This is a genomic window from Paraglaciecola aestuariivivens (assembly GCF_052983255.1).
This window is the reverse complement of sequence record NZ_JBRKBA010000005.1, coordinates 1-25,578: the sequence shown is the minus strand read 5'-3', so window position 1 is coordinate 25,578 and position 25,578 is coordinate 1. Positions and strand designations below refer to the sequence as shown.

Here is a 25,578-nt window from a genome sequence, read left to right as displayed (position 1 = left end):
ATAAAGTTTTTAATCACAGCTCTCGCACTTATCTGATGCTTAAACCCTAACCATTACGAACTTCGGCTGCATGCCAATCGTTTGGAATTTGTTTAGCGGTCCAGAAAAACGCCAAAATCGACATTAAATAGGGCACTGCCAGCCAGGAAAGTGACATTCTTAAAGATTCAACTTCACCATATTGTTGAGCAAAATGATTACTTAACAAACCTATAAAAGTTGGACCGCCCCCTAAGGCGATAATATTGAGCACAAAAAAGAACAAGGCAGTAGACATAGCTCTGACTTTCACTGGCGCCAAAGTTTGAGCTAGTGCAAAAGAAGGCCCTAAATAAAACCCACTAGTAAAAAGTAACACTGTGACCAGTGCAATTGATAAATCTAAAGAGCCAACATGCAGAGAAAAATAGTAGGCCGGCGCCCCTATTATTAGGGCTAAACCTGGTACTAAGCCATATGCGGCACGATTAGTTTTCGCCCACTTATCCACTAATACTCCACCTAACCAAACCCCACCTGCATAAGCGGTACCGTTAATTATGCCAAGAGTGATTAAAAATTGCGTGATATCTAAATTAGCTTGAGTGCGTACATAAAAGTCAATCATCCAAGTGGAAATGGCATAGTTTGCAAACGAGCCAAAAGAAATAGCCAAGCACATGCCCCACCAAGATTTAATTGAGAGTAAGGTTTTAACTGCAACCCAGGAATTTCCTTTAGCTGACTGGGTGTGCATATTGCCACTACGTGCTGGCTCTTTAACCGTAAGTTTAAGTAAAATCGCTAAGGCTATGCCCGGCAGCCCCACAGCTATCATTACAATTCGCCAATCGGCTTGACCGCCCCGTAAAAAAAACGCTGAGGCAAAAAACGCTAACATAATACCAAAGGGGATCCCTAACGAATAAATTGCCAAAGCCCCAGCGCGTTTTTCTTTGGGGAATAAATCAGAAATAATTGAATGTGAAGGCGGACTGCCTCCAGCTTCCCCTATGCCTACCCCAATTCTGGCTAAAGCTAATTGGGTAAAATTGCTGGCCAGTCCAGATAACGCAGTAAAGCCGCTCCACAGGGTTAACGAGATAGCCACTATGTTAACCCTGCTATATCGGTCGGCTAACCAAGCAATAGGAATGCCTACTATAGTGTACAGCAAGGCAAAATAGATCCCTTTTAACCAACCTAATTGGGCATCGTCTAAACCTAAATCAGCTTTAATAAAAGGCGACAAAATCCCTATGATTTGGCGATCGATAAAATTAAAGGCATAGATAAGGGTAAGAATAGCTAACACATAGTTTCGATAGCCATTTGAAATTGGGGCGGGTGTGTCTTCATGCGGGTGCTGTACTAGCGTATCTTCACTTGGCTTCGACATAACTTATCTAATGAGTTGGCTAATTTTAGACCTCCATGTTACGGCTGAGCACCACTAAAATTCAAGTTAAAATGTTAACTTTTTGTAAATATAACAGGGAGTTATGAGTGATCATCAGCCCAATAAATCTTGCACAGTATTTTTATAATTATGCTATCCTTGCAAGATGTCAGACCAGTTGATTTTAGCTAGAGAGCCGATTGTCATGCATATAGATGCCTTATTAGATTCAGTCAAACAAGCAAGTAATACAGATCATTCAGCCATCCAATTGGCCGTACCTAATATGTGGACTCAGGGGCGCACTTTATACGGCGGCATATCGGCTGCCTTAGTGTTCCAAGCCATGCAAAACCTGGTGGACGAGAATACAATATTGCGCTCGCTTTCTACTAACTTTGTAGGCCCAATTGAAGCCAACACTCCATTTGAGATCAGCACTGAAGTGCTACGTGAAGGAAAAAACGTCACTCAGATCACCGCGCGTTTGCTGCAAAATGATAAAGTAGCGATTTTAAGCCTAGCCTGCTTTGGTGTAGATAGAGAATCTAAAATTCACCAGCCAAATACTTTGCAGCATCAATTAGATTATCCAAGCAAAGCCAACTTTCTACCACAAATCCCTAAGGTTACCCCTAAATTTTTAGCTCAATTTGATTTGGCTAAATCTAAAGGTGGATGGCCTTTTACAGGGCAAAAGTCTAGTAATATACAAGGCTGGATGCGCTTTAAAAAAGCTCCAAAAAACTTTACCTATGCGCACTTAGTTGCATTAATAGATGTGTGGCCACCTACAGTATTGCAATTGTTAAAATGGCCAGCCATGGCAAGCTCTATGAGTTGGAGTTTAGATTTTCTTCACCCTCAGCAAGCGGTATCTGGAACAGATTGGTTTGCTTATCAAGCCCAAACTAGGCAAGCGACTAATGGATACGCCAATACCGAAGCCAATATCTGGGATAAGCATGGCTCTTTAGTTGCCATTAGTAGGCAAGTTGTTACTGTATTTGCTTAAGCAAATTTAATACATGGCAAAAGAAGAGGGGCTAAATAAAGCTAATGCGCTCATTAATTGCAAATTGCTAAAATCCAGCGCGTTATCGATGGCCTCGATATCTAAATCTAAATCGCTATACATGCTTTCTGTTAGCTCAAAATCACGCTCATATAGCTCTTGATTGATGTTATTTCTTGCCAATATATAGGCCAATTGCAGTACTTTTTGTGCTTGGCCTTTAGCAGTATGCTCACTTGCATGAGTGTTAGAGATTAACTGGGTAATATCTGCGGGTATGCCCCACTTAGTTAATAAGGCGGCTGAAATATCTGTATAAGTAAATCCTAAATGCTGCTTTTGCAACATAAGTGGGGTGGCATCTGAAGTGAGTTGAGCACACAGCTTGGCCACTTCTGGATTTAATTTTACTAGGGTTAACTCACCAATATTATGTAATAACCCACAAACAAAAAGCTGTTCAGACTCTCTGATACCCACTTCTTCAGCTAAATGTTTAGACAGTAGCGCGCAACTAACACTCTGCTCCCAAAATTTATCTAAATCGATAACATCTGTGGGTAAATCTTGAAAAGCGCTAGCAACCCCATAGGCTAAGACTAGGTCATAAATAGAACGTGTACCTATTACCTGAATGGCTTTAGAGACTGTAGTGATAGTGTTAGGGAACTTATATAGTGCACTATTAGACACTTTTAAGACTTGCGACATTACCGCGGGGTCGTAATTGATCACCTCGGCCACATCCTCCATAGAGGTAGTGTTATCGTCAATTAACTGCTTAATTTTAATGACTGCTTCTGGCAGTACAAAAATATCACCTGCATTGTCGGCATAGTCTTTTACATTCATTAATTGGGCACCCTTAGTCTTGGATATAATCAGTGTAATCTATGATTGTAGGTAGTGCATGGTCAAATCGCTAATTTAAACAAATATTAATTTAATCAAGTGCCTAGCGACAAGTTTTAGCTAAAAAACTTAGACTAAATTCGCAAGTCAGTGCAGATAAAGCGCTTCATCAAATAGAGATGAGTTTGCTGTTTTGAAAGCGTCTAGACTAAATTAAAACGCTAAAGTTAATCAGGGTAAGATTTAGTTCGAGGTCAAATAATAAATTGAAGATTAGATGCTGGGTCGCGCTGGATTACTCAGGCTTCCTGCCTTCGCCCTTCGGGCCATCGCCAAAAAGCGGCGATGTTAAAAATTGTTCCAGACAATTTATTCACTCATATCATCCCTGATATTCGCCCTTCGGGCAGCCTCCGGCTGTGCAATTTGTTCCTACAAATTGGCGAACCACGCTGGTTCTCGTCCGGCACGACGTCAAACTGAAGTGAAAACCTGGAGTAAATTATAAAAGTTGAAAGCTTTGGAGAATTTAAGATGGTGGGTCGTGCTGGATTACTCAGGCTTCCTGCCTTCGCCCTTCGGGCCATCGCCAAAAAGCGGCGATGTTAAAAATTGTTCCAGACAATTTTTTCGAACCGCGCTGGTTCTCGTCCGGCACGACTTATGGCACAGATTAAAATTATTTTAAGTTATCGGGTGTTGTTACTGCTGAGAAATACTTGAGATGGTGGGTCGTGCTGGATTCGAACCAGCGACCAATTGATTAAAAGTCAACTGCTCTACCAACTGAGCTAACGACCCATCTATTGAAACTGTCTTCTTTGTGCGGCTACTTATAGAAAAGTGGTGGGTCGTGCTGGATTCGAACCAGCGACCAATTGATTAAAAGTCAACTGCTCTACCAACTGAGCTAACGACCCTTTTCCATCCGCCTCACTGCGAAGGCGGCATATAATACTCAATTGAAATTTCAGTGCAAGTGCAAACAGAATTTATTTTAATAATTCCAATCGTTTGCTGAAATTCCGAGCAATACTGTCATGCTTGCGGTTATTTTCTTACCATTTCGCAAACTATCAAGCACAAAATTTTAACAAGTTACGCTTCATTAAAATTTAGCAGCAGAGTATTTATAAACTTTTTAAGCGTTTATCTGCTAATTTTGCCGATGACGAATCTGGAAATTCTGCCACAACTTGTTGCCATAATTGTTTAGCTCTGGCTAAGTTTGCACGCTCCATTTCGGTGATGCCAAGCTTCAATAAAGCATCCGCTTTTTTACTTGAATCTGGAAAGCCATCAATTAGCAGCTGAAATTGTTTACCCGCACCAGCCCAATCTCGCTTATTAAACAATAACTGCCCTAACCAATAATGTGCATTTGACACATAGCTTGAATTTGGAAAGTTTTGCAAAAAAGCTTCGAATTCGGGAATGGCCTGATCATAAAGCTTATCTTTTAAGATTAAGTTTACTGCCCTGTCATAGGCTTCATTTTCATTCTGCGAAGGTGGCACGCTTGGCTCATCTTCTACAACTGGACTGTCAGTTGTACTAACTTGACTTACAGCTTGACTGGCATTGGCTTGCATACGCTTATCAATTTCAAGATAGAGTTCGCGTTGGCGTTCTAAAATCTTTTCTAACTGATAATTTTGTACTTCTATGGCGCCACGAAGTTCGTTCACTTCGTTTTGCATATTATCTAACAAGGCTTGCTGACGATGCTGAGCCTGAGTACGACTTTCAAACTTGCGTTCTAGTTCAGCAATACGATCTTCTGTGCTACCAGTGGTTACATCTGATACAGGCGCAGGAGCCGCAATAACTGCGGCTCCATATAGCCCTAGCAAACTCATCGCTAAGGTGCGTTTTTTCATAGTTGACTTCTATTATTGATAAACTAAAACACCACGGCGGTTTTCAGCAAAGGCCGCTTCAGATGTGTAGTTATTAATAGGCTTTTCTTCACCGTAAGATACAACAGACATTTGTGAAGGGCTAACGCCAGCATTTAACAAATAAGTCTGAATTGATTTAGCACGAGACTCACCAAGCGCGATATTGTACTCAGGTGTACCACGGCTATCACAGTGACCTTCAATAACGATTGATTGGTCAGAGTTTTTAACTAAAAAGGCTGCGTGCTTGTCTAACAGATCATAGTATTCTGAGCTGATGCTAGCACGGTCAAAATCAAAATGTACCAATTGGTTATTTTGTAGAGCAGATAGCTCGTTACGCTTTTTCTCTTCTGCAGACATTACTGGCTTGACTGCGCCTGCCTGAACTTGGGCTTCACGTGCTTCTCTGGCAGCCTGGTCAGCGGCAGCTTGCTCTTGGGCAATTCTGTTGCGCTCTGCTTCTTTCTCGGCTTCCGAAGGTCCTGATGAACACGCCATCATAGTTACAACTGGTAGTGCAATCATTAACCCTTTGAAAATTTTATTTAGTTGCATTCTTTGTATTCCTATTTTTGTCGAAATTGTAAAATATTGTTTTTCACTAACGTAAAAACGGTGACCAATTGGGAGCTTTTACCTGACCGTCTGCCGCTGGCAAACGCGCTTTAAATCTTCCATCCAATGACACCAATGATAAAACTTGTTTACCTTGATGTAAGGTACTATAAATAATCATACTGCCATTTGGGGCAATACTGGGTGATTCATCTAAGTAAGTTTTTGTTAACACTTGTAGATGACCACTGGTCAAATCTTGCCTAGCAATATGGTAATTACCCCGGGTACGATTAACCATTACCATGTGTTTACCGTCTGGTGTAATTGTTCCACCTAGATTCATTTCGCCCTCAAAAGTCAAGCGACGAACCTTGCCTGATGCTAAATTTACGCGATAAATCTGAGGTTTACCACCCCGTTCTGAACTAAATATTAAGCTTTCGCCATCTGGGGTCCAGCTTGGCTCGGTATCAATCGCTCGATTTTTGGTAACCCGACGCATTTGTTTAGTTGCAATATCCATGACATACAATTCGGCATTACCATCTTTCGACAACACCATAGCCAACTTTTTACCATCTGGTGAAAAAGTCGGTGAACCATTAATGCCAGGGAAGTTGGTCATTTGGGTGCGATTCATAGTGTAAATATCTTGAATGAAAATCTGTGGTCTTTTGTTCTCAAAGCTTACGTAAGCTAATTTCGTCCCATCTGGTGACCAAGACGGCGACATAAGAGGCTCTTTTGAACGCAGCAACATAGTTTCATTGGCACCATCATAATCAGAAACCACTAATTGAAAAGGAAATTCGTGTTCATTTTTGTCGCGCACTATCACATAGGCAATACGGGTTAAAAATGCGCCTTTTTCACCGGTTAGCTTTTCGTATACTACATCACTTATTCTGTGTGCATATTGCCTAAAATCTGCGCCTGAAATAATAGTTTGGCGACTTTCTAAGACATGATCATTGCTTACCACTAATTTACCGTCGTTGAGCACTTGCGTTTGCCCGCCGGTAATTTGCCCCCGTAATACATCAATCAACTCATAAGACACTGTGTATCTGTCTATACCGGTTAATTCCACTGTACCAACTAACACGGCTTCAACCCCTTTTGAGGCCCAAGCGCTGTAATCAACATCTTTGTCTGTGGCTGGGTACTGGGGCATGTCAGCAGCGCTAATAGGGTTAAATTTACCGCTTCGGCGTAAATCTGCAGCTATCACATCGGTTATCCTGGCAGGTAATACCCCCTCACCTATCCATTTAAATGGCACCACTCCAATCGGACGTGATGTATCTATACCTTCGGTAATCACAATTTCTAAGGCCGCAAAACTGGGTGAACTTACTGATAACAAACAAAAAATAACGACTAGCTGTAAATTTTTAAACATTATAATACTGGCTCTACGGTTAAATTAATTTCACGTAATTGTTGATACACATCTGCCTCTTTAGAGACTGGCAAAGTGTCTGATTTAAATACTGCGGCTTTGGCTGCTCTACACAAAATCGCATCTCCTCCTAACTCTTTAACTTGAGTCACTAGCCCGTTTGACGCCAAACGAATATTCAAACGACAGCTTTTACCTTTCATGGCGTCATCTACAATCAAATTGCGCTGTATGGTTTGTTTGATCAAAGCTTGATATTTCTGAACTTCGGTCAACACCTGTTTGTTTCTTCGCGCCTGTCGGGCTGCCTGCTCGGCCTGCAATTGTTCTTGCAGGAGTTTTTCTTGTTCCGCTTGCTCTAAGGCTTCTTGACGTTTACGCTCGGCTTCTTTTTTAGCTCGCTCTTCGCGCTCACGTTTTTCCCGTTCTTGTTGAGCCTTTTTCTCTGCTGCGCGTTTTTTGGCCTCTTCACGTTTGCGTTGTTCTTCTCGCTCTTTAGCTTTAGCTAATTCTTGCTTTTTCTTTTCACGGGCAGCTATGGCAGCTTGTTCAGCTCTTTGTTGCTCTAATTGTTTTTGTTTAGCTTGCTGCTTTTGTTTTTCAATCAAAGCCTCTTGCTGTTCTTTTTTACGTTGCGCTTCGGCTGCTTGTTGTGCCGCCTTTTGGCGTTTGGCGTTTTCTTCATCTATGACTTTTTGACGTTGCGCAGCCAATGCAGCTTCATCAATCACTTTAGCCTCGATAATAGGGGCACGATTAACTTCTTGCGCTGGCAGACTTGGCAAAGAAAAGTGCCCACTCACCAACAACCCCACCACTACAACTAAGTGCATGGCAAAAGAAATCACCCCAGCTAAACGCAAATTTGTCATAAACCCTTTAGCCCTCTGGCGGAGTGGTCATTAACCCCACCGAAGGTGCACCAGCGCGTTGTAATAACACCATTAACCTAACCACTTCGTTATAAGCTACTGCACCGTCGCCTTTTACAACTACTGGGGTTTGTGGCTCTTTTTGCAAGTGTGCAGCAACTAAAGTCGCTAAATCTACCGCTGACATAGGTTCTTTTTGGCTATCCCCAACATTTAAATAGTATTGGCCCTTGGCATCAACTGTGGCCACTAAGGGAGGTTTAGATTCTTCTTCTAAAGGCTGAGCTTCAGCTTTAGGTAAATCCACTTTTACCCCTTGGGTAATAAGCGGCGCCGTCACCATAAATATAATCAGTAATACCAACATCACATCTATGTAAGGCACAACGTTTATTTCCGAAACAGGACGTCTACGTTTTCTTATATACATAACAAAAAATCCCTAAACAGGAGATTGGGGTGACTTAGCATTCTCTACATTGGCTGAGAGCGCTTGGCGATGCAAAATACTGGCAAACTCTTCCATAAAATTACCATAACTGTTTTCAAGTTTTTCTACTTGATGGCTAAAACGGTTATAGGCAATAACAGCAGGAATAGCGGCAAATAAGCCCATGGCGGTAGCAATTAGCGCTTCGGCAATACCGGGCGCCACCATAGCTAAAGTAGCTTGTTGTTGCCCACCTAAGGCAATAAACGAATTCATGATTCCCCACACAGTGCCAAATAAGCCAATATAAGGGCTAATAGAACCTGTAGTAGCTAAAAAGGGTAAACGACTTTCAAGGCTGTCTATTTCTCGAGATAAAGACACACGCATGGCTCTAGAGGTGCCATCTAATATCGCTTCAGCCGAGGTATTTGAACTTTTACGTAGTCGTACAAATTCTTTAAAGCCTGCACAAAACATACTGGCCATACCTTGCACAGATTGTCTGGCTGCAAGCTCTTGATAAAAGCGGTTGAGATCGACTCCTGACCAAAACTTATCTTCAAACTTTTTCATTTCTGAGCGAGCAAAATTTAAAGCTTTACTACGTTCAATAATAAAAGCCCAAGACACAACCGAAGCAGCAAATAAAATTAGCATCACCAATTGCACCAGCAAGCTGGCCTCAAGGATCAAATCAACAAAAGATAACTCAGATGACACGTGAAAATTCCCCTAAAATTTGTTTGGGAATTGCTTGTGGTTTCATATTCGACAAATTAACACAAGCAACTCTAATTAATGCACTGACCAAAACTGTATTATTTGGACTTATTATGCTTTGTTTGAATATTAAGCTAGCGCGTTTTAATTCTACTATTTGTGTTTCAATACACAACAAATCATTAAAACGAGCTGGGGCTTGATTGTCCATTTCAACTCGTTTGACGACAAAACCCACGGAACGTTCCAAAAGTTCAGCTTGATCTGTGCCAAGCTCCCTTAACCATTCTGTTCTAGCGCGCTCAAAAAATTTTAAATAATTGGCATAATACACTATGCCACCTACATCTGTATCTTCGTAATACACCCGAATACTATGCTGGTGTTTATACATTATTAAGCACCCTAGGTTATTAATTTTCGATGAATCATTATGCTATCAAACTATGGAGATAAAGCCCGTTGCTTTCTAGTGCTTTTGTAAAAAAATGTAATAATTCATCAGGTTAAATCTAAAGGCTAGTTTTAACATGATTACATTCGACTTTTTAGAAGGAATACTTATGCATTTATTCAAAATCTATATTTAGCCAAGAATACCTACAAACACAATACAAAATATAATGGGTTAAAAATCAAACAAATAAATAAACACATAAAAAACAACAACTTAAACCATGTTAATTTAATTAACATTTGATATATACAAAACCAACATGATTTGACATTAGTTTTTCTAATGCAAAGATTAATTTAACTCAATTGTTTATTTTTTAGATCGCTCTAGAATACGCAGCATGTTTTGAACGGCTCATTAATCAACTGCTTAGTAGCCAGTTAGTGCGTATAGTTTATTTAACATGTTCCCTGGATTTATTCCCTTCAACAATAGTTGTTTTTGCCCACCTCTTTAGGTGGGCTTTTTTTTATCTTAATTTTAAAAAACAAAAGTTAGCTTTTAGGCGGGTTGTAGTCTTTGCTGAAATGTAAAAAGGCGCGCTCTGAAGCAATACGTCCTCTGGGGGTACGTTGTAAAAAGCCTTGTTGAATTAAAAACGGCTCTATCACGTCTTCTATAGTGTCGCGCTCTTCTCCTATGGCGGCAGCAAGGTTATCTAAACCAACTGGGCCGCCCATAAACTTTTCAATAATGGCTAATAAAAGTTTACGATCCATATAATCAAAGCCTTCTTTATCCACATCTAATATGTCTAAAGCTTGGCTAGCTACTTCTAAGCTTATGGTGCCATCGGCACGCACTTGGGCGTAATCCCGTACCCGGCGTAATAATCTGTTGCTAATTCTTGGGGTACCTCGTGAACGCTTGGCAATTTCTACTGCCCCGTCTTCATGCAAAGGTAAATTTAGGTAACTGGCTGAACGTTTTACAATTTGGGTTAGATCTTTGAGGTTATAAAATTCTAAGCGTTGCACTATGCCAAAGCGATCGCGTAGCGGTGACGTAAGTGAGCCTGCTCTAGTGGTGGCACCTACTAGCGTAAAAGGTGGCAATTCTAATTTTATTGAGCGCGCTGCTGGTCCTTCGCCAATCATAATATCTAACTGATAGTCTTCCATGGCTGGATACAAAATTTCTTCTACTACTGGACTCAATCGATGAATTTCATCGATAAACAACACGTCATTTTCTTCTAAATTAGTTAATAAGGCGGCTAAGTCACCGGCTTTTTCTAATACTGGCCCAGAGGTCGTTTTAATATTTACCCCCATCTCATTGGCCACAATATTGGCTAAAGTGGTTTTTCCTAACCCGGGGGGGCCAAAAATTAACAAGTGATCTAGGGCATCTTGGCGATTTCGCGCGGCTTGAATAAAAATTTCCATTTGCGCGCAGACATGATCTTGGCCAGTGTAGTCGGCCAACATTTTAGGTCGTATGGCACGATCCACCAACTCATCTTCTTGGCTAGCGGTAGGTTTTATTATGCGGTCTGCTTCAATCATGGGCGTTTTTACAAATGGACTTATAGTGTTTTTTTATACAGTAACAGAAAATTAATTGTTCGTCTGCTTCTATGAGTAAAAGCTAACTTACAACATGGCCTTTAGGGCTTCACGAATAAGTTGTTCGCTGCTGATATCCTCGACATATACTGCATTAATCACTTTGCTGGCTTGGGCTGATTTATAGCCTAATGCCACTAACGCACTTATGGCTTCTTCTTTGGCATCAGAGCGCTGTACAAAGGTATTTTCTACGGCTAAATCTGGAGTCAGGTGAACGGTTTCGGCATAGCCTTCGGCTTTGGCCAGTTTACTTAATCGATCGCGCATTTCGATAAGTAAGCGTTCAGCGGTTTTTTTGCCTACTCCAGGTAATTTGGTTAGCCCGCTGACATCTTCCATGCTGACACATTGCATAAATTGTTGGGCATTCATGCCTGATAAAATAGTTAAGGCTAATTTAGGCCCTACTCCACTGGCTTTGATTAACTCTCGAAACACGGCTCGCTCCTGTTTATTGGCAAAACCAAATAACAACTGGGCATCTTCGCGCACCACAAAATGAATACATAAGTTAGCTTCTTGGCCAATCTCGGGTAATTGGTAAAAGCTGGTCATAGGTACTTGAATTTCATAGCCCACACCTGCTGCTTCTATCAGCACTTCTGGAGGCTGCTTTTCAAGTAAAATACCACGAATATTACCAATCATTTTTTACCCTTATTATTTAATAATGTTACAGCTTTACAGCAGATTTAGCGCAATCTACCTCTAACGGTTTTGCTGGCTTGTCCGGCCATATTAATTAAGCTTTGCTGTGTATGATTGTGGCACAAGGCCACAGCTAAGGCATCTGCCGCATCGGCTTGAGGTTTAGCCGCCAAATTTAATAAATATGTGACCATATGCTGTACTTGTGATTTATCAGCACTGCCCTTGCCCACCACAGCTTGTTTAATTTGCCTTGCTGAATATTCAGCGACAGGTAAATCAAAAGTAGTGGCGGCTACTATTGCCGCGCCTCGCGCTTGACCAAGCTTTAGCGCTGAGTCGGGGTTTTTGGCCATAAAAACTTGCTCTATGGCAAACTCGGTGGGATTAAACTGTTGAATAATTTGACTGACTCCGTCAAATATTTGTTTTAAACGCTGCGCTAATTCGTCACCTTGTACTCTAATGCAGCCACTGCCTATATATTCAGTTTTTTGTCCGACTTTTTTCACAACCCCATAGCCAGTAATGCGTGAGCCTGGATCGATGCCTAAAATAATCGCCATTAATAATATACTCTAGCCATAAGTGTAGGGGTGTTTTTAATCAGATACATGTGACGATAACCCTGATGGCCGTTTGGGTACAAATAATTCTATGGCTTGGCTATTAGTGTCTGACCAGGCTTTTTGTTTAGCCGCCGATTTATCTAACCATACATATGCAGAATGCTCGGTTAATATAATCTCTTGATCAGCGCTTACTTCTAAAGCAAACACATATTCAGTATTAAAAGGCGTATTAGGTGGGTAGCGATCTTTCCATCTGTCACGAATTTCATATCGATTGGTTTGCTGACAATCAATTAGTTGATAGCCCTTAGCATCAATATCTATGCCGGTTTCTTCAAACACTTCGCGCTTAGCGGTTTGAATGGGCAGCTCCCCTGCTTCTAAAGTACCGGTTACCGATTGCCAAAATGCCGGGTCGTCGTTGCGTTGCATCAACAACACCTGCCCTAAGGTGTTATAAATCACGGTTAGGGCAGATTGAGGAATTCGATACCTCATAGTTGTATTAATAAATTAATCCGCTTCTTTTTTAACTAAGGTTTGGATAGACAACTCTTTAAGCTGTTCTGGGTTGGCCTCACCTGGGGCGTCGGTCAACGGACAAGCTGCAGTGGTGGTTTTAGGAAACGCCATCACATCACGAATTGAAGTGGCACCCGTCATTAACATGACTAATCTGTCTAATCCAAAGGCTAAACCAGCATGAGGCGGAGCACCAAACTTTAATGCATCTAACAAGAAGCCAAATTTCATTTCGGCTTCTTCAGCGCTAATGCCTAATAATTTAAACACACAAGATTGCATGGCTTGATCGTGAATACGAACCGAACCACCACCTAACTCACAACCGTTTAACACCATATCGTAAGCATTAGATAAAGCGCCAGCAGGGTTAGCCGCTAGTTCTTCTGGGGTCATGTCGCGAGGCGCAGTAAAAGGATGGTGCAAGGCGTAAAACTGCCCGTCCACTTCTTCAAACATAGGGAAGTCTACAACCCATAAAGGTTTCCACTCACCTTCAAGAAGCTCTAAATCTTCACCTAGTTTTAATCTAAGGGCGCCTAAGGCTTCAGTTACTACTGTGTAAGTATCGGCACCAAATAGCAGTATATCGCCGCTTTGTGCACCACTTCGTGCAACTATGCCGCTGGCAACTTCTTCAGTTAAGAATTTAAGAATGGGAGACTGCAATCCGTCCATGCCGGCGTCTAAGTCGTTAACTTTCATCCAGGCCAAACCTTTGGCCCCATAAATGCCCACAAATTTGCCATATTCATCAATTTGTTTACGCGAAAGCGACGCCCCACCTGGTACGCGAATAACCGCCACCCGACCTTTGGCATCATTGGCTGGCCCAGAGAATACTTTAAATTCAACGTCTTTTAGCAAATCAGCAACGTCAGTTAACTCTAGAGGATTACGTAAGTCAGGCTTATCGCTACCAAAACGACGCATAGCATCGGCGTAAGTCATGCTTGGAAACTCACCCAGATCAACAGACAACATATTTTGGAATAAGTCACGTACCAAACCTTCGGTAATAGCCATAACCCCTTGGGCATCTAAAAAGGTGGTTTCGATATCGATTTGGGTAAACTCTGGCTGACGATCGGCACGTAAATCTTCGTCACGGAAACATTTCACGATTTGATAATATTTATCCATGCCCGACATCATCAACAATTGCTTAAACAATTGAGGTGATTGAGGTAAAGCAAAAAACTGACCTTTGTGAGTACGGCTTGGTACTAAATAATCACGCGCCCCTTCTGGGGTGGCTTTAGTTAAAATGGGGGTTTCGATATCTAAAAACCCGTCATTTTCTAAATAACGGCGTACATTACTGGTCACTTTGGCGCGAAACTTTAAACGGTCGCTCATCACTGGGCGGCGTAAATCTAAATAACGATATTTTAAGCGTTGTTCTTCCGAGTTTTCTTGATTCCAGTCTAACGGTAAAGGTGCGGCTTTGTTTAGGATAGTCAAAGACTTACCTAACATTTCAATTTCACCGGTCGACATGTCTTTATTGATTTGGCCTTCAGGACGTGGGCGTACTAACCCTGTTAGCTGTACGCAAAACTCGTTACGCAAACTATTGGCGATTTCAAAGCTTTCAGCTAAATCTGGATCAAACACCACTTGCACTACACCTTCTCGGTCGCGTAAGTCGATAAAAATCACGCCACCTAAGTCTCGACGTTTATTAACCCAACCGCACAGAGTGACAGTTTGCCCGATGTATGATGAATTGATGTTGCCACAATAGTCTGTGCGCATGAAAAACGACCTCTAAAAACGTAAACACGGATGAAAAATTAAGGCCGCGTAGTATATACCCAAACTTTTGCCAATTCAGCATCCACCAAATTAAATTCTAGGTTTTCGTAAGAAAATGTTGCATCTGTAGACTATTTAACAGGAATTGTTCATATTTGAGCTAATAAAAACACTAAAACAGGGATCCAAACATGTTACAAATCAAAGATGTATCAAAAACCTATGATAATGGGGTGAAAGCCTTAAATAATGTCAATATCACTATACCTAAGGGCATGTTTGGATTATTAGGCCCTAATGGTGCAGGCAAATCGAGTTTAATGCGTACCATAGCCACCTTGCAGCAACCTGACAGTGGTAGCATACAGTTTGACAATACCAATGTATTAACCCAACCCAATGAATTACGCCAACGCTTAGGCTATTTACCTCAAGACTTTGGGGTATACCCAAGAGTCAGTGCCCATGACCTGCTCGACCATTTAGCCATTTTAAAAGGCATAGCAAATAAAGCTGAGCGTAAAGAAGCTGTAGACGGCTTATTAGCCCACACCAATTTATTTCAACATCGCAAAAAAGCGGTCAGTGGTTTTTCTGGCGGTATGCGTCAAAGATTTGGGATAGCTCAAGCGCTACTAGGGGATCCTGATCTATTAATAGTCGATGAACCCACAGCTGGGCTAGATCCAGAAGAGCGCAACCGTTTTCATAACTTGTTAGTCACCCTCGGGGAAGAAAAGGTCATTATCTTATCCACCCACATAGTAGATGACGTATCAGAGTTATGTTCGAGCATGGCGGTATTAGGCAATGGAGAAATTTTATTACAAGGCAACCCGCTTACGGTAACAGATGAATTAAATGGCCAAATATGGCGTAAAACTGTCTCTATTGAAGAAGCCGCAAGACTAGAAAACACCTTGCCAGTAATTTCAAAACGACTTTTTGCTGGGCGCACAGTATTACACGTTTTAGCGCCAGAGGCCCCAGACGGTTTTGAAAGCACGCCTGCAACTTTAGAAGACGTGTATTTCTCAACTCTGCATAACTCTCGTTCAAGCCAAGCAGCATAAGGAAAGTCGCTATGTTTACTCAAATGTTGGGCTTTGAATGGCGCTACTTTACTCGCCAGCCCTCTTTTATTGTGACCTGTTTGGTCTTCTTTTTGTTGCCGTTTTTAGCCATGACAATAGACCAAGTGCAAATAGGCTCTGGTGGTAACGTGTTATTTAACAGCCCCTTTGCCATTGCCCAAACTCTATTAATTTTAGGCTTGTTTGGCATGTTTATGGTGGTGAACTTTGTTGCTGGCACAGCCACCCGCAATCATAGTTCGCTGATGTCGGAGATTATTTATACTAAACCTATTCGACCTTTTTCATACAACTTGGGCCGCTTTGTTGGCGCCTACCTTATCTGCTTAACGGTATTTACTATGGTGCCACTTGGTACCTTTATTGGTAGTTTAATGCCATGGGTTGATAGCGAAAGACTTGGTGACAATTCACTGATGTTCTATTTGCAACCGTTTTTAATCTTTTCTACCACCAGCATATTTGTGTTGGCTGCGCTTTTTTACGCCATTACCAATCAGTTTAAAAACATGATGGCCGGATATATCTGCGCCTTAGGTTTATTTATTTTGTATTTTATTGCAGGCCAAGTATTTGATGAGCCAGATCAACGTACAATTCGGGCATTACTTGACCCTTTTGCATTAAATACCTTTGGTGAATTCACTCGATACTGGACCGCTTTTGAGAAAAACGCCCTAACCCCAAGTTTTGAAGGCATTATTTTACAAAACAGACTGTTATGGTTAGGCATAGGCACGCTAATTTTATTAGCGGCTGGCGGGTTATTTAGGCCGTTAAGCGTTAGCACTAATCGCGCCAACAAAAAAACCAAAAGAGCCAGAGTTGAGGTTATTCCAGAAAACAGCAATATCGCGGTTAAAGCTTCGGCTAACAATGGTTTTGAACAGTTTATCATGCGCACTAAGTTCGAAATTAAACAAGTGGTGCTAAGCCCAGCCTTCCCAGTTTTATTGTTATTTTCGGCCTTTCAGCTAATTGCGAGCTTTTTTAATATTTCGGGCTGGTATGGCGTGCCAGATTGGCCGTTAACCCAAACCTTAGTGCAAATTATTATTGGGGCCTTTTCGTTGATGACCATAATAGTCATCACCTATTACACCGCAGAAGTAGTGTGGCGCGAACGTAGCGTAGGCATGGGCGACATAGTTGACAGCATGCCAGTACACAATGTGACCTTTTGGCTGTCAAAATTATTAGCCGTAATTTTAGTGATTGTTAGTTTGCACCTATTAGGCATGGGCATTGCCATAGTTAAACAACTGATGTCGGGCTACGAAAACCTTGAGATAGGCCAATACTTCATTAGCTTATTTTATTTTGGGGTTTTGCCATTTTGTCTAATGATTGTATTAGCCTTTTTCATTCAGGTATTAAGCCCGAATAAATATGTAGGTATGTTAATTTTTGTTGGCTATATCTTTGTTGAAATTGTGTTTGGACAAATAGGTATAGAGCACAATATGTTTAAGTTTGGCAGTGCTCCCATAATGCAGTACTCAGACTTAAATGGTTATGGTTGGTTCTTCACTACCCAAAACTGGTACATGCTGTACTGGACAACTTTTGCCCTAGTCTTAAGTGTGATTAGTTACGGCATGTGGCAACGAGGCCCACAATCTTCAGTAAAAAGTCGATTTAATCAATTGAGTTATCAATTAGGCACTCAAGGCAAAGGCATTATTGCTGTGGCTCTAGTGATATTCTTATCTACTGGTGGTTACATTCATTACAACACTAAAGTGCTTAATAAGTTTACCGGCCAAGATGAGTTGTTAGATCTTAGAGCGGATTATGAAAAAACCTTTGTTGAGTTTCGTGATGCGCCCTTCCCAACTATTGTAGGGGTAGATGCCGCTATCGACATTTATCCCCAGCAGCGCCGAATACAAGCCAGTGCAGATATTCAATTGGTAAATCGCAACGATGAGATCGTAGAACGTTTTTTGGTGAACTTGCCAGATCACAGCCAAAATATCGATGTGCAAATAGCGGGCGGTCAATTAGCTAAAATTGATAAAAAATATAACCTAGCCTGGTTTGAATTTACTGAGCCTATGCTGCCCGGTGAAACTCGCACTGGGAAGATGATGGTTACACGCGCCCATCATGGCTTTAAAGATAGAGGGGAAGACGCCACTTTAGTGAAAAACGGCACCTTTATTGATAACTTCAGATTGTTCCCAGTCTTTGGCTTTAATGAGACTTATCGCATCACCGACCAACACGAGCGACGCAAACGTGATCTTCCCGAGTTACAACGAGCCTATAAACTAGAAGATAGCAGCCGTTATCATGAAAGCTTTTTTGGCAAAGGGGTAGAATTTATCGACTTTAGCGCCACTGTATCTACTAGCGAAGACCAATTTGCCATAGTGCCTGGGTACCTACAAAAACAATGGCAAGAAAATGGGCGTAACTATTATCGCTACGAAATGGACGCGCCTATGGTGCATTTTTACAGCGTGATGTCGGCTAAGCTTGAAAGCAAAAAAGTCGAACATAATGGGGTAACTATAGAAGTGTATTACCATAAAGATCACGCTTGGAATGTCGACCGTATGATCGAATCAAGCATGGATTCTTTAGACTACTTTAGCCAAGTATTTGGGCCTTATCAGCACAAACAACTGCGCATCATTGAATTTCCTGGGTATCGAACCTTTGCGCAAAGTTTTGCCAATACAGTGCCCTATTCTGAGAAAATCGGTTTTATTGCCGATCTGCGTGATCCTAAAGAAATTGACTCAGTGTATTATGTAACGGCTCACGAAGTCGCCCATCAGTGGTGGGGACATCAACTTAATGCAGCCAATGTGCAAGGTAGCGCTATTTTGTCTGAATCACTATCACAATACAGTGCATTGATGGTGATGAAACAAAAATATGGCGAAACTCGTTTACGTAAATTTTTAACGCATGAATTAGATAGCTATTTACGTGGACGTTCTGCCGAGCGTATTGAAGAAATGCCATTGCTTCGCTCAGAAAACCAACAATACATTCATTATCAAAAAGGCTCAGTGGTCATGATGGCGCTTGAGAATAAACTCGGTGAAGCCAGACTTAATCAAGCCTTAAAATCTTTGCTAAATGAGTTTAAGTTTAGATCAGATCTTTACCCTACCACCTTAGACTTGGTTAGGTATTTGAACGCCCAAGCGACACCAGAGGAACAAGCTTATATTCAAGACTTATTCTCACAAATCACTATTTACGACTTACACGCTAAAGAAGTGAGCTATGAAACCCTTGAAGACGGCAAAACGAAAGTGAGCTTAACCGTATCGGCGCAACAATTTAGTGCAGATGGCAAAGGTAAAGAAACCGAACAACCTTTTGCTCAAGAAGTAGAAATTGCGCTATTTGCTAGTGATCCTAATGACTTTTCTATAGACGCTAAGGTGATTTACCAAGGACTACATTTTGTTGAAAGCGGCGAGTCTGTGATTGAATTAACAGTAGATGAACTACCTAGTTATGCCAGCATAGACCCCTTTGTGCGCTTTATTGATAGAGACAAAGGAAATAACATTATTAAGCTTTAAAACTAGCCAGTTAAAAGCCCTCACTTTGAAGGGCTTTTTTTTGTGCAGAAAGATTTAGAAAATGAAACACTTGTGTATGATTAGCTAAAGTCTTCATTTAAGAGTTTGTTATGTCCTGTGCTTTATCTCATATTCGTGTACTTGAACTAAGCCGTATTTTAGCTGGCCCATGGGCTGGACAAATGCTGGCCGATTTAGGGGCACAAGTGATAAAAGTAGAAAAACCCATAGCAGGTGACGACACCCGTCATTGGGGCCCTCCCTTTGTCACTGAGCCTTCAGAAACTACAACCCAAACCGCCGCGTATTTTTTAGCCGCCAACAGGGGCAAACAATCTATCACGCTAGACATTAGGCAAGCACAAGGCCAAGCCATCATCAAAGAATTAGTTAAAAAAACTGATGTACTAATTGAAAATTTTAAAGTGGGCGGATTAGCTCAATACCAACTCGATTACGCTAGTTTATCGGCCATTAACCCTAAGTTAATTTATTGTTCTATCACAGGTTTTGGTCAAACTGGGCCCTATGCAAAACGCCCAGGATACGACTTTTTAATTCAAGGTATGGGCGGCTTAATGAGCGTAACTGGTGAGCCGGATCATCTAACCGGTGGAGGCCCACAAAAAGTAGGGGTTGCCTTAACAGATATTATGACAGGCATGTATGCCACCACGGCCATACAAGCCGCCATTATTGAACGCGAAAAGTCAGGCTTAGGGCAACATATAGATTTGTCTTTGCTCGACGTTCAAGTAGCCAGCCTTGCAAACCAAGGGATGAATTACTTAGTGGGTCAGCAAGTACCGCAACGTTTAGGCAATGCTCACCCCAACATTGTGCCTTATCAAAGTTTTAAAACGGCTAATGGGCATATTATCTTAACCATAGGCAACGACTCTCAGTTTGCCGATTTTTGCCAGGTTGCCCAATGTCCTGAGCTAATTGACGATGCGCGCTTTGCCACTAATCAAGCCAGAGTCACTCACAGAGAAGAAGTGGTTGCCAAGTTACAGCAAATCATCGAGCGCCAACCTAGTGAATTTTGGTTAAATCAACTAGAAAGCCAAGGTGTACCTTGCGGCCCCATTAACGACATTGAGCAAGTGTTTAACGACCCACAAGTCAAACACCGCAAAATGCGTACCCAACTGCAATCTGAAAACCAAACCAGTGTGCCAAGTATTGGCAACCCAATTCAGTTTTCGCGCACCCCTATCACCTATACATCGGCGCCACCTACACTGGGCCAGCACACACAAGCTGTGTTAAGCCAACTAGGCTACAATCAACAACAAATACAAGAGCTACAACAAGCCAAAGTCATTTAATTTTCTGCTTTAGCGCGCTTTTTTAGTGGTCACTTCTAACTTATAAAAAGGCGTTAATTATCAAGTGCTTGTTTAGCCTATATACTAGTAAGCTGAACTAAATTCACAAAGGATCTCCCATGCGCTTTTTATCTCGCCGTTTAGTTATGCCGAATGATCTTAATTATGCCAACGCGTTATTTGGTGGCCGTGCCTTAGAATGGATAGACGAAGAAGCGGCTATCTACGCTATTTGCCAACTCGAAACCAATTTTTTGGTCACTAAGCACATAGGTGAAATCAGTTTTGAGTCACCCGCTATTCAAGGGGATGTGGTAGAGTTTGGGTTAAAAACCAAAGACGTAGGCCGCACTTCTATCACTGTATCTTGCTTAGTACGTAACAAAGCCACCAAAAAAACCATATGTTTTGCCGATGACATAGTTTTTGTACAAGTTGATCCAGATACAAAACGCCCAGTGCCACACGGTAAAACCATGGAACAACTGGTAGAGCAAACTGAACAAGAAATTCGCAGTTTAAATATTGATGATTAGACTGTTACTGCAAAAAACTTAGTATTAAAACAGAGGGGACATGTCCCCTCTGTCGTTTTTTCGTTAAGACTTTGTATACTAAAGGCATAAATTAACCCTAAGGTAGGCTTATGTTTAAACACACTATAGGGGCACTGTGCTGCCTTGTTATTGCCTTTAGTCAACTGGCCTTGGCCGAAACCTCAACAAGCAACAAACACACTAAAGTCTTGGCTGAAGATCAGGCGCCAGCCAAGGCAAAAATTGAAGAAGTGGCTTGGATTGCAGGAGATTGGCAAGGTGAAATTTGGGGTGGTCACTTTGAAGAAACTTGGTCTAGGCCTTCGGCTGGCTCTATGCAAGCGGCCTTTAAATTCAGTGAAAACAACCAAGTTAAGTTTTATGAATTAATGACCATTTCTGAACACAATAACAGCTTAATTTTACGTCTAAAACATTTTGGCCCCGAGTTAAAAGGCTGGGAAGAAAAAGACCAAAGTGTGAGCTTTAAACTAGTGGAATTAGCCCCACAAACGGCTTATTTTGAAGGCTACACTTTCAAAAAGATCTCACCAGATTCTATGCATGTATATGTGGTAATTGATAACCAAGGGCAAAAACAAGAAACCTTATTTAAGTTTAATCGTAAGCCAGCCCAGTAAGGTTAGCCTGATAACGTCTTAGTTCTCTAAGTAAAACGCCACTCTCTAAGCTGAAGTTATAAGAAAGGCATGGCTAACAAACAGCATCAAACTTAAAAAACTTTATGCAGAGATAAATTCCTAGCCTGGCTAAAGCTTGTTATTCATCTTTGCTTACTTTTTATCCTTGCTAGAGAAACTAAAGTTTATTGAATACTTGAGTCTTTGGGTTTATTTTAATCTTTTACCACTGAAAAAAGATGGAACTCATGATTAAAAAACTAACTAACTGGATCACCCCAAAATCAGCCAGTGTATGGGCTTTATTGGTTTTCCCTTTTTATGGCAGCGCCGAAACCTTAATGTTGCAACAGCCGGCCATTAGCAAAACCCATATTGCTTTTGTTTATGCTGGTGATATTTACCTAACAGATCGCCAAGGCAACAATGCTAGGCGTTTAACCTCACACCCAGCCATAGAAGAGTCGCCGCACTTTTCGCCAGATGGCAAAAGCATTGCTTTTACTGCTGATTATGATGGGAATGAAGATGTGTATGTGGTTGATGTAAATGGCGGTCAGCCTAGTCGACTTACCTATCATCCTGGCAGCGATACTGTAGTGGGTTGGCACCCTAAAAACGGTCAAGTCGTGTTTCGTTCGGCACGAGAAATGGCCAATGGCCGTTCGGGGCATTTATACCAAATCAGTGCATCTGGCGGTTTCCCTGAAAAAATTATGCAAGCCTTAGCGTTTGAAGGTGAGTTTAATGCCAATGCCAAACTCTTGGCTTATCGCCCCTATCGAACCGCGCATAGTGGCGCCAGTGGTTGGCGTAACCACAGAGGTGGTAGCACCCCTCCTATTTGGATTATGGACTTAGCCAAAAACCAGTATTCTGAAGTGCCCCATGTTAACGCTTCTGACACTAACCCAATGTGGATTGGCCAAGATTTATATTTTTTATCTGATCGCGATAAAAACAAAAATTTATATCAATTTAGCCAAGGCAAGCTTAAACAAGTCACCCAATTTAAAGACTGGGACATTAACAGTGCCGACGCTCATGCTGAGCATATAGTTTATGCCAAAGGGGGCGCGCTTTATGTGTTAAATACCGCTAAAAACAGTACCCAAAAACTTAGCATTAGCATCAACCCCGATTTGCCACAATTACGTCCGCAAGTAAAAGATGCCATGCAAGCCATGACCAGCGCACGCTTGTCGAGCACTGGTAAGCGCGTATTAATTAGCGGCAGGGGTGAAGTCTTTACTGTACCGGTAAAAGACGGCAGCACCAGAAACCTCACCGGCACTTCGGGTGTAAGTGAAAGAGATGCTTTGTGGTCACCTAAAGGTGAGCAAGTGGCCTATATTACCGACCAAGGTCATGTTCAAGCTTTAGTTATAGCCGAGCAAAACGGCAAAGTTGTGAAAAAGTTAGCTTTTGGCGACTACCCTGCCGACTTCTATTTAATGCATTGGACAGCCGACGCTAAGCATATTGTTTACGCGGATTCTAATTTAGCTATGTGGGCCATGGATATAAGCAGTGGCAAAGCCACCAAAGTTGCACAACAACATAATATGCTAGGTTTTAATTCGGCGGTGTCTTTTGATGGTGATTGGTTAGCCTACACCAAGAGTGGCGACAATTATTTATGGGATCTATACCTGTATCAATTCTCTAGCCAAAAGACAGTGCGCTTAACCGACGGTATGAGTCACAATAATTGGCCAGCCTTTAGCCGCGATGGTCAATACCTGTACTTTGCATCCTCTACTAATGCCGGCCCCACCAGCTTTGGATTAGACTTATCCACTCAAGAAAGACCCCAGCGTTATGGTTTATATGCTGCGGTATTACAAGCCGATGGAAAATCGCCCCTGTTGCCCAAAACTGGCGACGAATCTGCCCCTTCAACTTCTGACAAAAAAGAGGAAGACAAAGAGGGTGATAGCGATACTCCAGCAACGCTTACTGTTGATAGCAAAGGTCTAACCGAGCGTATTGTAGCTTTGCCTGTACCTAAACGCTTTTACAGCAACTTAGTAGCAGCTGAAGATGGCAATCTTTATTTCATCGAAAACACCCAAGAAGGAGCCAGTATTGAAGCAAATGGCCGCCCTTTAGATGAGTCTGACTTATTAAGATTTAACTTCGAAGATAAAAAAGTCGAAACCGTACTAAGCAAAGTGGAAAACATTCAGTTATCTGCTGACGGTAAACAGGCTCTACTGAGTTATCCACAAAACAGCTTAAAAGTCAGTGCTGTGGGCAAAAAGTTTGAACCCGAAGCTCTGAATACCAAAGACGTAAGAGCCTTAATTAATCCCAAAGAAGAATGGGCACAAATATTCGCTGAAGCATGGCGCAACGAACGCGACTATTTTTACGACCCAAATATTCACGGATTAGACTGGCAAAAAGTGTATAACAAATACCGCCCACTGTTAGACCATGTAGGCAGCCGCGAAGATCTTAACTGGTTAATGGTAGAGATGATTGCCGAAATGGAAGTAGGCCACAACCGCATTTATGGTGGTGATCTGCATAAAGAAAAAACCGTGCAAGTAGGCTTATTAGGAGCCGATATCCGCCCGCATAAAGATCACTTTATCATTGAAAAAATCTATAACGGTGGTGCTTGGAATCCATTTTTAACCGCCCCCTTAGCTGCCCCGGGCATTGGCATAACAGAAGGCGATCATATACTGGCAGTCAATGGTCAAAGCTTTGCTAAAAACAGTAATTTTTATCAATACTTTGTTGATGCTGTAGGCAAACAAGTAACCTTAACTGTTAGCAGTAATGGCTCTAGTAAAAATGCTAAAGATGTGGTGGTTGAGCCTATATCTAATGAAAGCTCTTTACGTCATTGGGATTGGGTAGAAAGCAATCGCAAAAAAGTTGATGAATTAAGTGATGGTAAAGTGGGTTACGTATATTTACCTAACACCACAACCGCAGGTTTCACCTACTTTAACCGCATGTTTTTTGCCCAAACGCATAAACGCGCCATGATCATAGATGAACGCCGAAACGGCGGCGGCCAAGCGGCTAACTATATTACTGATGTACTTAGTCGTGAATATCTAGCTGGCTGGCAATACCGTTCTGGCGATATGGTATTAAGTACCCCTGCTGGTGCGGTGTACGGCCCTAAAGTTATGCTAATCGACCAAGATGCGGGTTCTGGCGGCGACTTTTTACCTTACAGCTTTAAGCGTATGGGTTTAGGTAAACTTATAGGTAAAACCACTTGGGGAGGCTTGATTGGTATTTCAGCCAATCGCTCTTTTATTGATGGTGGCCGCCAAACCGTTCCACACTTTAGGTTCTTTACACCTGAACACGAATGGCGCGTTGAAAACGAAGGCGTAGCCCCAGACATTGAAGTAGAACTAGACCCCACTTTAGTCAACAAAGGCCAAGACGCCCAATTACAACGTGCAGTAACTGAAGTGCTAGAACAGCTTAAAACCCATAAACCTGTTCGACACGACAAGGCACCAGCTTTCCCCACTAAACTAGGGTTGTAACGACTAGCTGTTTGTAAATCTAATAAAGAGTGACAGGTGAATCTAAACCCGTCACTCTTTTTATTGCCAGTATGTTGGTTATCTGTTTAAGCTCATAATGGTGAATTCTGGCTGTCCAAAGAACTGAGAAAGCGGTCGTTGCACTTGGCTTAAATTTAAAAGCACGCTTCGCGCAATCATCCCTGATTGTTTATGTCTCGAATCCCTTCGAGCCAGTTACTTTTTCTTCAACAGCAAAGAATAAA

General features: G+C 41.8%; 21 protein-coding genes, 2 tRNA genes and 1 other RNA gene. 7 read left to right on the top strand and 17 right to left on the bottom strand.

Going from position 1 to position 25,578, the window contains the following annotated elements:
• Positions 1-46 precede the first annotated feature (46 nt).
• Positions 47-1,378, bottom strand: coding sequence for a spinster family MFS transporter (locus tag ACVCDT_RS08780; RefSeq protein WP_447132394.1), 1,332 nt, complete (start codon positions 1,376-1,378; stop codon positions 47-49).
• Between the two features lie 205 nt (positions 1,379-1,583).
• On the opposite strand from ACVCDT_RS08780, the gene ACVCDT_RS08775 reads away from it, so the two are divergent.
• Positions 1,584-2,393, top strand: coding sequence for an acyl-CoA thioesterase (locus tag ACVCDT_RS08775; RefSeq protein WP_447132664.1), 810 nt, complete (start codon positions 1,584-1,586; stop codon positions 2,391-2,393).
• A gap of 6 nt (positions 2,394-2,399) precedes the next feature.
• On the opposite strand, the gene ACVCDT_RS08770 is transcribed toward ACVCDT_RS08775, so the two are convergent.
• From ACVCDT_RS08770 to aspS, 16 genes are all read right to left on the bottom strand, one after another.
• Complete coding sequence (locus ACVCDT_RS08770) at positions 2,400-3,245, bottom strand: HDOD domain-containing protein (protein ID WP_447132393.1); 846 nt, start codon at positions 3,243-3,245, stop codon at positions 2,400-2,402.
• A gap of 535 nt (positions 3,246-3,780) precedes the next feature.
• Positions 3,781-3,917: non-coding RNA, RtT sRNA (locus ACVCDT_RS08765), on the bottom strand.
• 53 nt (positions 3,918-3,970) lie between these two features.
• Positions 3,971-4,046, bottom strand: a tRNA-Lys gene (locus ACVCDT_RS08760).
• A gap of 43 nt (positions 4,047-4,089) precedes the next feature.
• Positions 4,090-4,165, bottom strand: a tRNA-Lys gene (locus ACVCDT_RS08755).
• Positions 4,166-4,375: 210 nt separating this feature from the next.
• Positions 4,376-5,125, bottom strand: coding sequence for a tol-pal system protein YbgF (ybgF, locus tag ACVCDT_RS08750; RefSeq protein WP_447132392.1), 750 nt, complete (start codon positions 5,123-5,125; stop codon positions 4,376-4,378).
• Positions 5,126-5,137: 12 nt separating this feature from the next.
• On the bottom strand, positions 5,138-5,704 hold the full coding sequence (pal, locus tag ACVCDT_RS08745; protein WP_447132391.1) for a peptidoglycan-associated lipoprotein Pal: 567 nt from the start codon (positions 5,702-5,704) through the stop codon (positions 5,138-5,140).
• Positions 5,705-5,750: 46 nt separating this feature from the next.
• Entirely contained in the window at positions 5,751-7,109 is a 1,359-nt protein-coding gene (gene tolB, locus ACVCDT_RS08740; protein ID WP_447132390.1) for a Tol-Pal system beta propeller repeat protein TolB, read from the bottom strand.
• Positions 7,109-7,981: a cell envelope integrity protein TolA gene (tolA, locus tag ACVCDT_RS08735; RefSeq protein WP_447132389.1), complete on the bottom strand. Its 873-nt coding sequence runs from the start codon at positions 7,979-7,981 to the stop codon at positions 7,109-7,111. Before tolA ends, tolB begins: the two co-directional genes overlap by 1 nt.
• A 7-nt stretch (positions 7,982-7,988) precedes the next feature.
• The gene (gene tolR / locus ACVCDT_RS08730) at positions 7,989-8,411 is read right to left on the bottom strand and encodes a protein TolR (protein ID WP_447132388.1); all 423 of its coding nucleotides are present in this window, start codon (positions 8,409-8,411) and stop codon (positions 7,989-7,991) included.
• 12 nt (positions 8,412-8,423) lie between these two features.
• Positions 8,424-9,134: a protein TolQ gene (gene tolQ, locus ACVCDT_RS08725; protein ID WP_447132387.1), complete on the bottom strand. Its 711-nt coding sequence runs from the start codon at positions 9,132-9,134 to the stop codon at positions 8,424-8,426.
• Entirely contained in the window at positions 9,124-9,528 is a 405-nt protein-coding gene (ybgC, locus tag ACVCDT_RS08720) for a tol-pal system-associated acyl-CoA thioesterase (protein ID WP_447132386.1), read from the bottom strand. The genes tolQ and ybgC overlap by 11 nt, the downstream gene beginning before the upstream one ends.
• Before the next feature lie 557 nt (positions 9,529-10,085).
• Positions 10,086-11,099: a Holliday junction branch migration DNA helicase RuvB gene (ruvB, locus tag ACVCDT_RS08715; protein ID WP_447132385.1), complete on the bottom strand. Its 1,014-nt coding sequence runs from the start codon at positions 11,097-11,099 to the stop codon at positions 10,086-10,088.
• 87 nt (positions 11,100-11,186) lie between these two features.
• Positions 11,187-11,810, bottom strand: a complete 624-nt coding sequence (gene ruvA / locus ACVCDT_RS08710) for a Holliday junction branch migration protein RuvA (protein WP_447132384.1) — start codon at positions 11,808-11,810, stop codon at positions 11,187-11,189.
• 44 nt (positions 11,811-11,854) lie between these two features.
• Positions 11,855-12,376, bottom strand: coding sequence for a crossover junction endodeoxyribonuclease RuvC (ruvC, locus tag ACVCDT_RS08705; RefSeq protein ID WP_447132383.1), 522 nt, complete (start codon positions 12,374-12,376; stop codon positions 11,855-11,857).
• A 36-nt stretch (positions 12,377-12,412) separates the two neighbouring features.
• Complete coding sequence (gene nudB / locus ACVCDT_RS08700) at positions 12,413-12,880, bottom strand: dihydroneopterin triphosphate diphosphatase (RefSeq protein WP_447132382.1); 468 nt, start codon at positions 12,878-12,880, stop codon at positions 12,413-12,415.
• A gap of 15 nt (positions 12,881-12,895) precedes the next feature.
• Positions 12,896-14,662 carry an aspartate--tRNA ligase gene (aspS, locus tag ACVCDT_RS08695; RefSeq protein WP_447132381.1) on the bottom strand — a complete coding sequence of 589 codons (1,767 nt, stop codon included), beginning with the start codon at positions 14,660-14,662 and terminating at the stop codon, positions 12,896-12,898.
• Between the two features lie 191 nt (positions 14,663-14,853).
• Between aspS and ACVCDT_RS08690 the strand changes: the two genes are divergently transcribed.
• The 6 genes from ACVCDT_RS08690 (at position 14,854) to ACVCDT_RS08665 (ending at position 25,333) form a co-directional block, all read left to right on the top strand.
• A complete protein-coding gene (locus tag ACVCDT_RS08690; RefSeq protein ID WP_447132380.1) occupies positions 14,854-15,735 on the top strand; it encodes an ABC transporter ATP-binding protein in 882 nt (293 codons plus the stop codon).
• Positions 15,736-15,746: 11 nt separating this feature from the next.
• Positions 15,747-19,304, top strand: a complete 3,558-nt coding sequence (locus ACVCDT_RS08685; RefSeq protein WP_447132379.1) for an ABC transporter permease/M1 family aminopeptidase — start codon at positions 15,747-15,749, stop codon at positions 19,302-19,304.
• Between the two features lie 110 nt (positions 19,305-19,414).
• Positions 19,415-20,635: a CaiB/BaiF CoA transferase family protein gene (locus ACVCDT_RS08680; protein WP_447132378.1), complete on the top strand. Its 1,221-nt coding sequence runs from the start codon at positions 19,415-19,417 to the stop codon at positions 20,633-20,635.
• A 119-nt stretch (positions 20,636-20,754) separates the two neighbouring features.
• Positions 20,755-21,171, top strand: a complete 417-nt coding sequence (locus tag ACVCDT_RS08675) for an acyl-CoA thioesterase (RefSeq protein WP_447132377.1) — start codon at positions 20,755-20,757, stop codon at positions 21,169-21,171.
• 110 nt (positions 21,172-21,281) lie between these two features.
• Positions 21,282-21,812 (top strand): DUF6265 family protein, encoded by a 531-nt coding sequence (locus ACVCDT_RS08670; protein WP_447132376.1) that lies wholly within the window; start codon positions 21,282-21,284, stop codon positions 21,810-21,812.
• Between the two features lie 248 nt (positions 21,813-22,060).
• Positions 22,061-25,333: a S41 family peptidase gene (locus ACVCDT_RS08665; protein WP_447132375.1), complete on the top strand. Its 3,273-nt coding sequence runs from the start codon at positions 22,061-22,063 to the stop codon at positions 25,331-25,333.
• Positions 25,334-25,578: the final 245 nt, after the last annotated feature.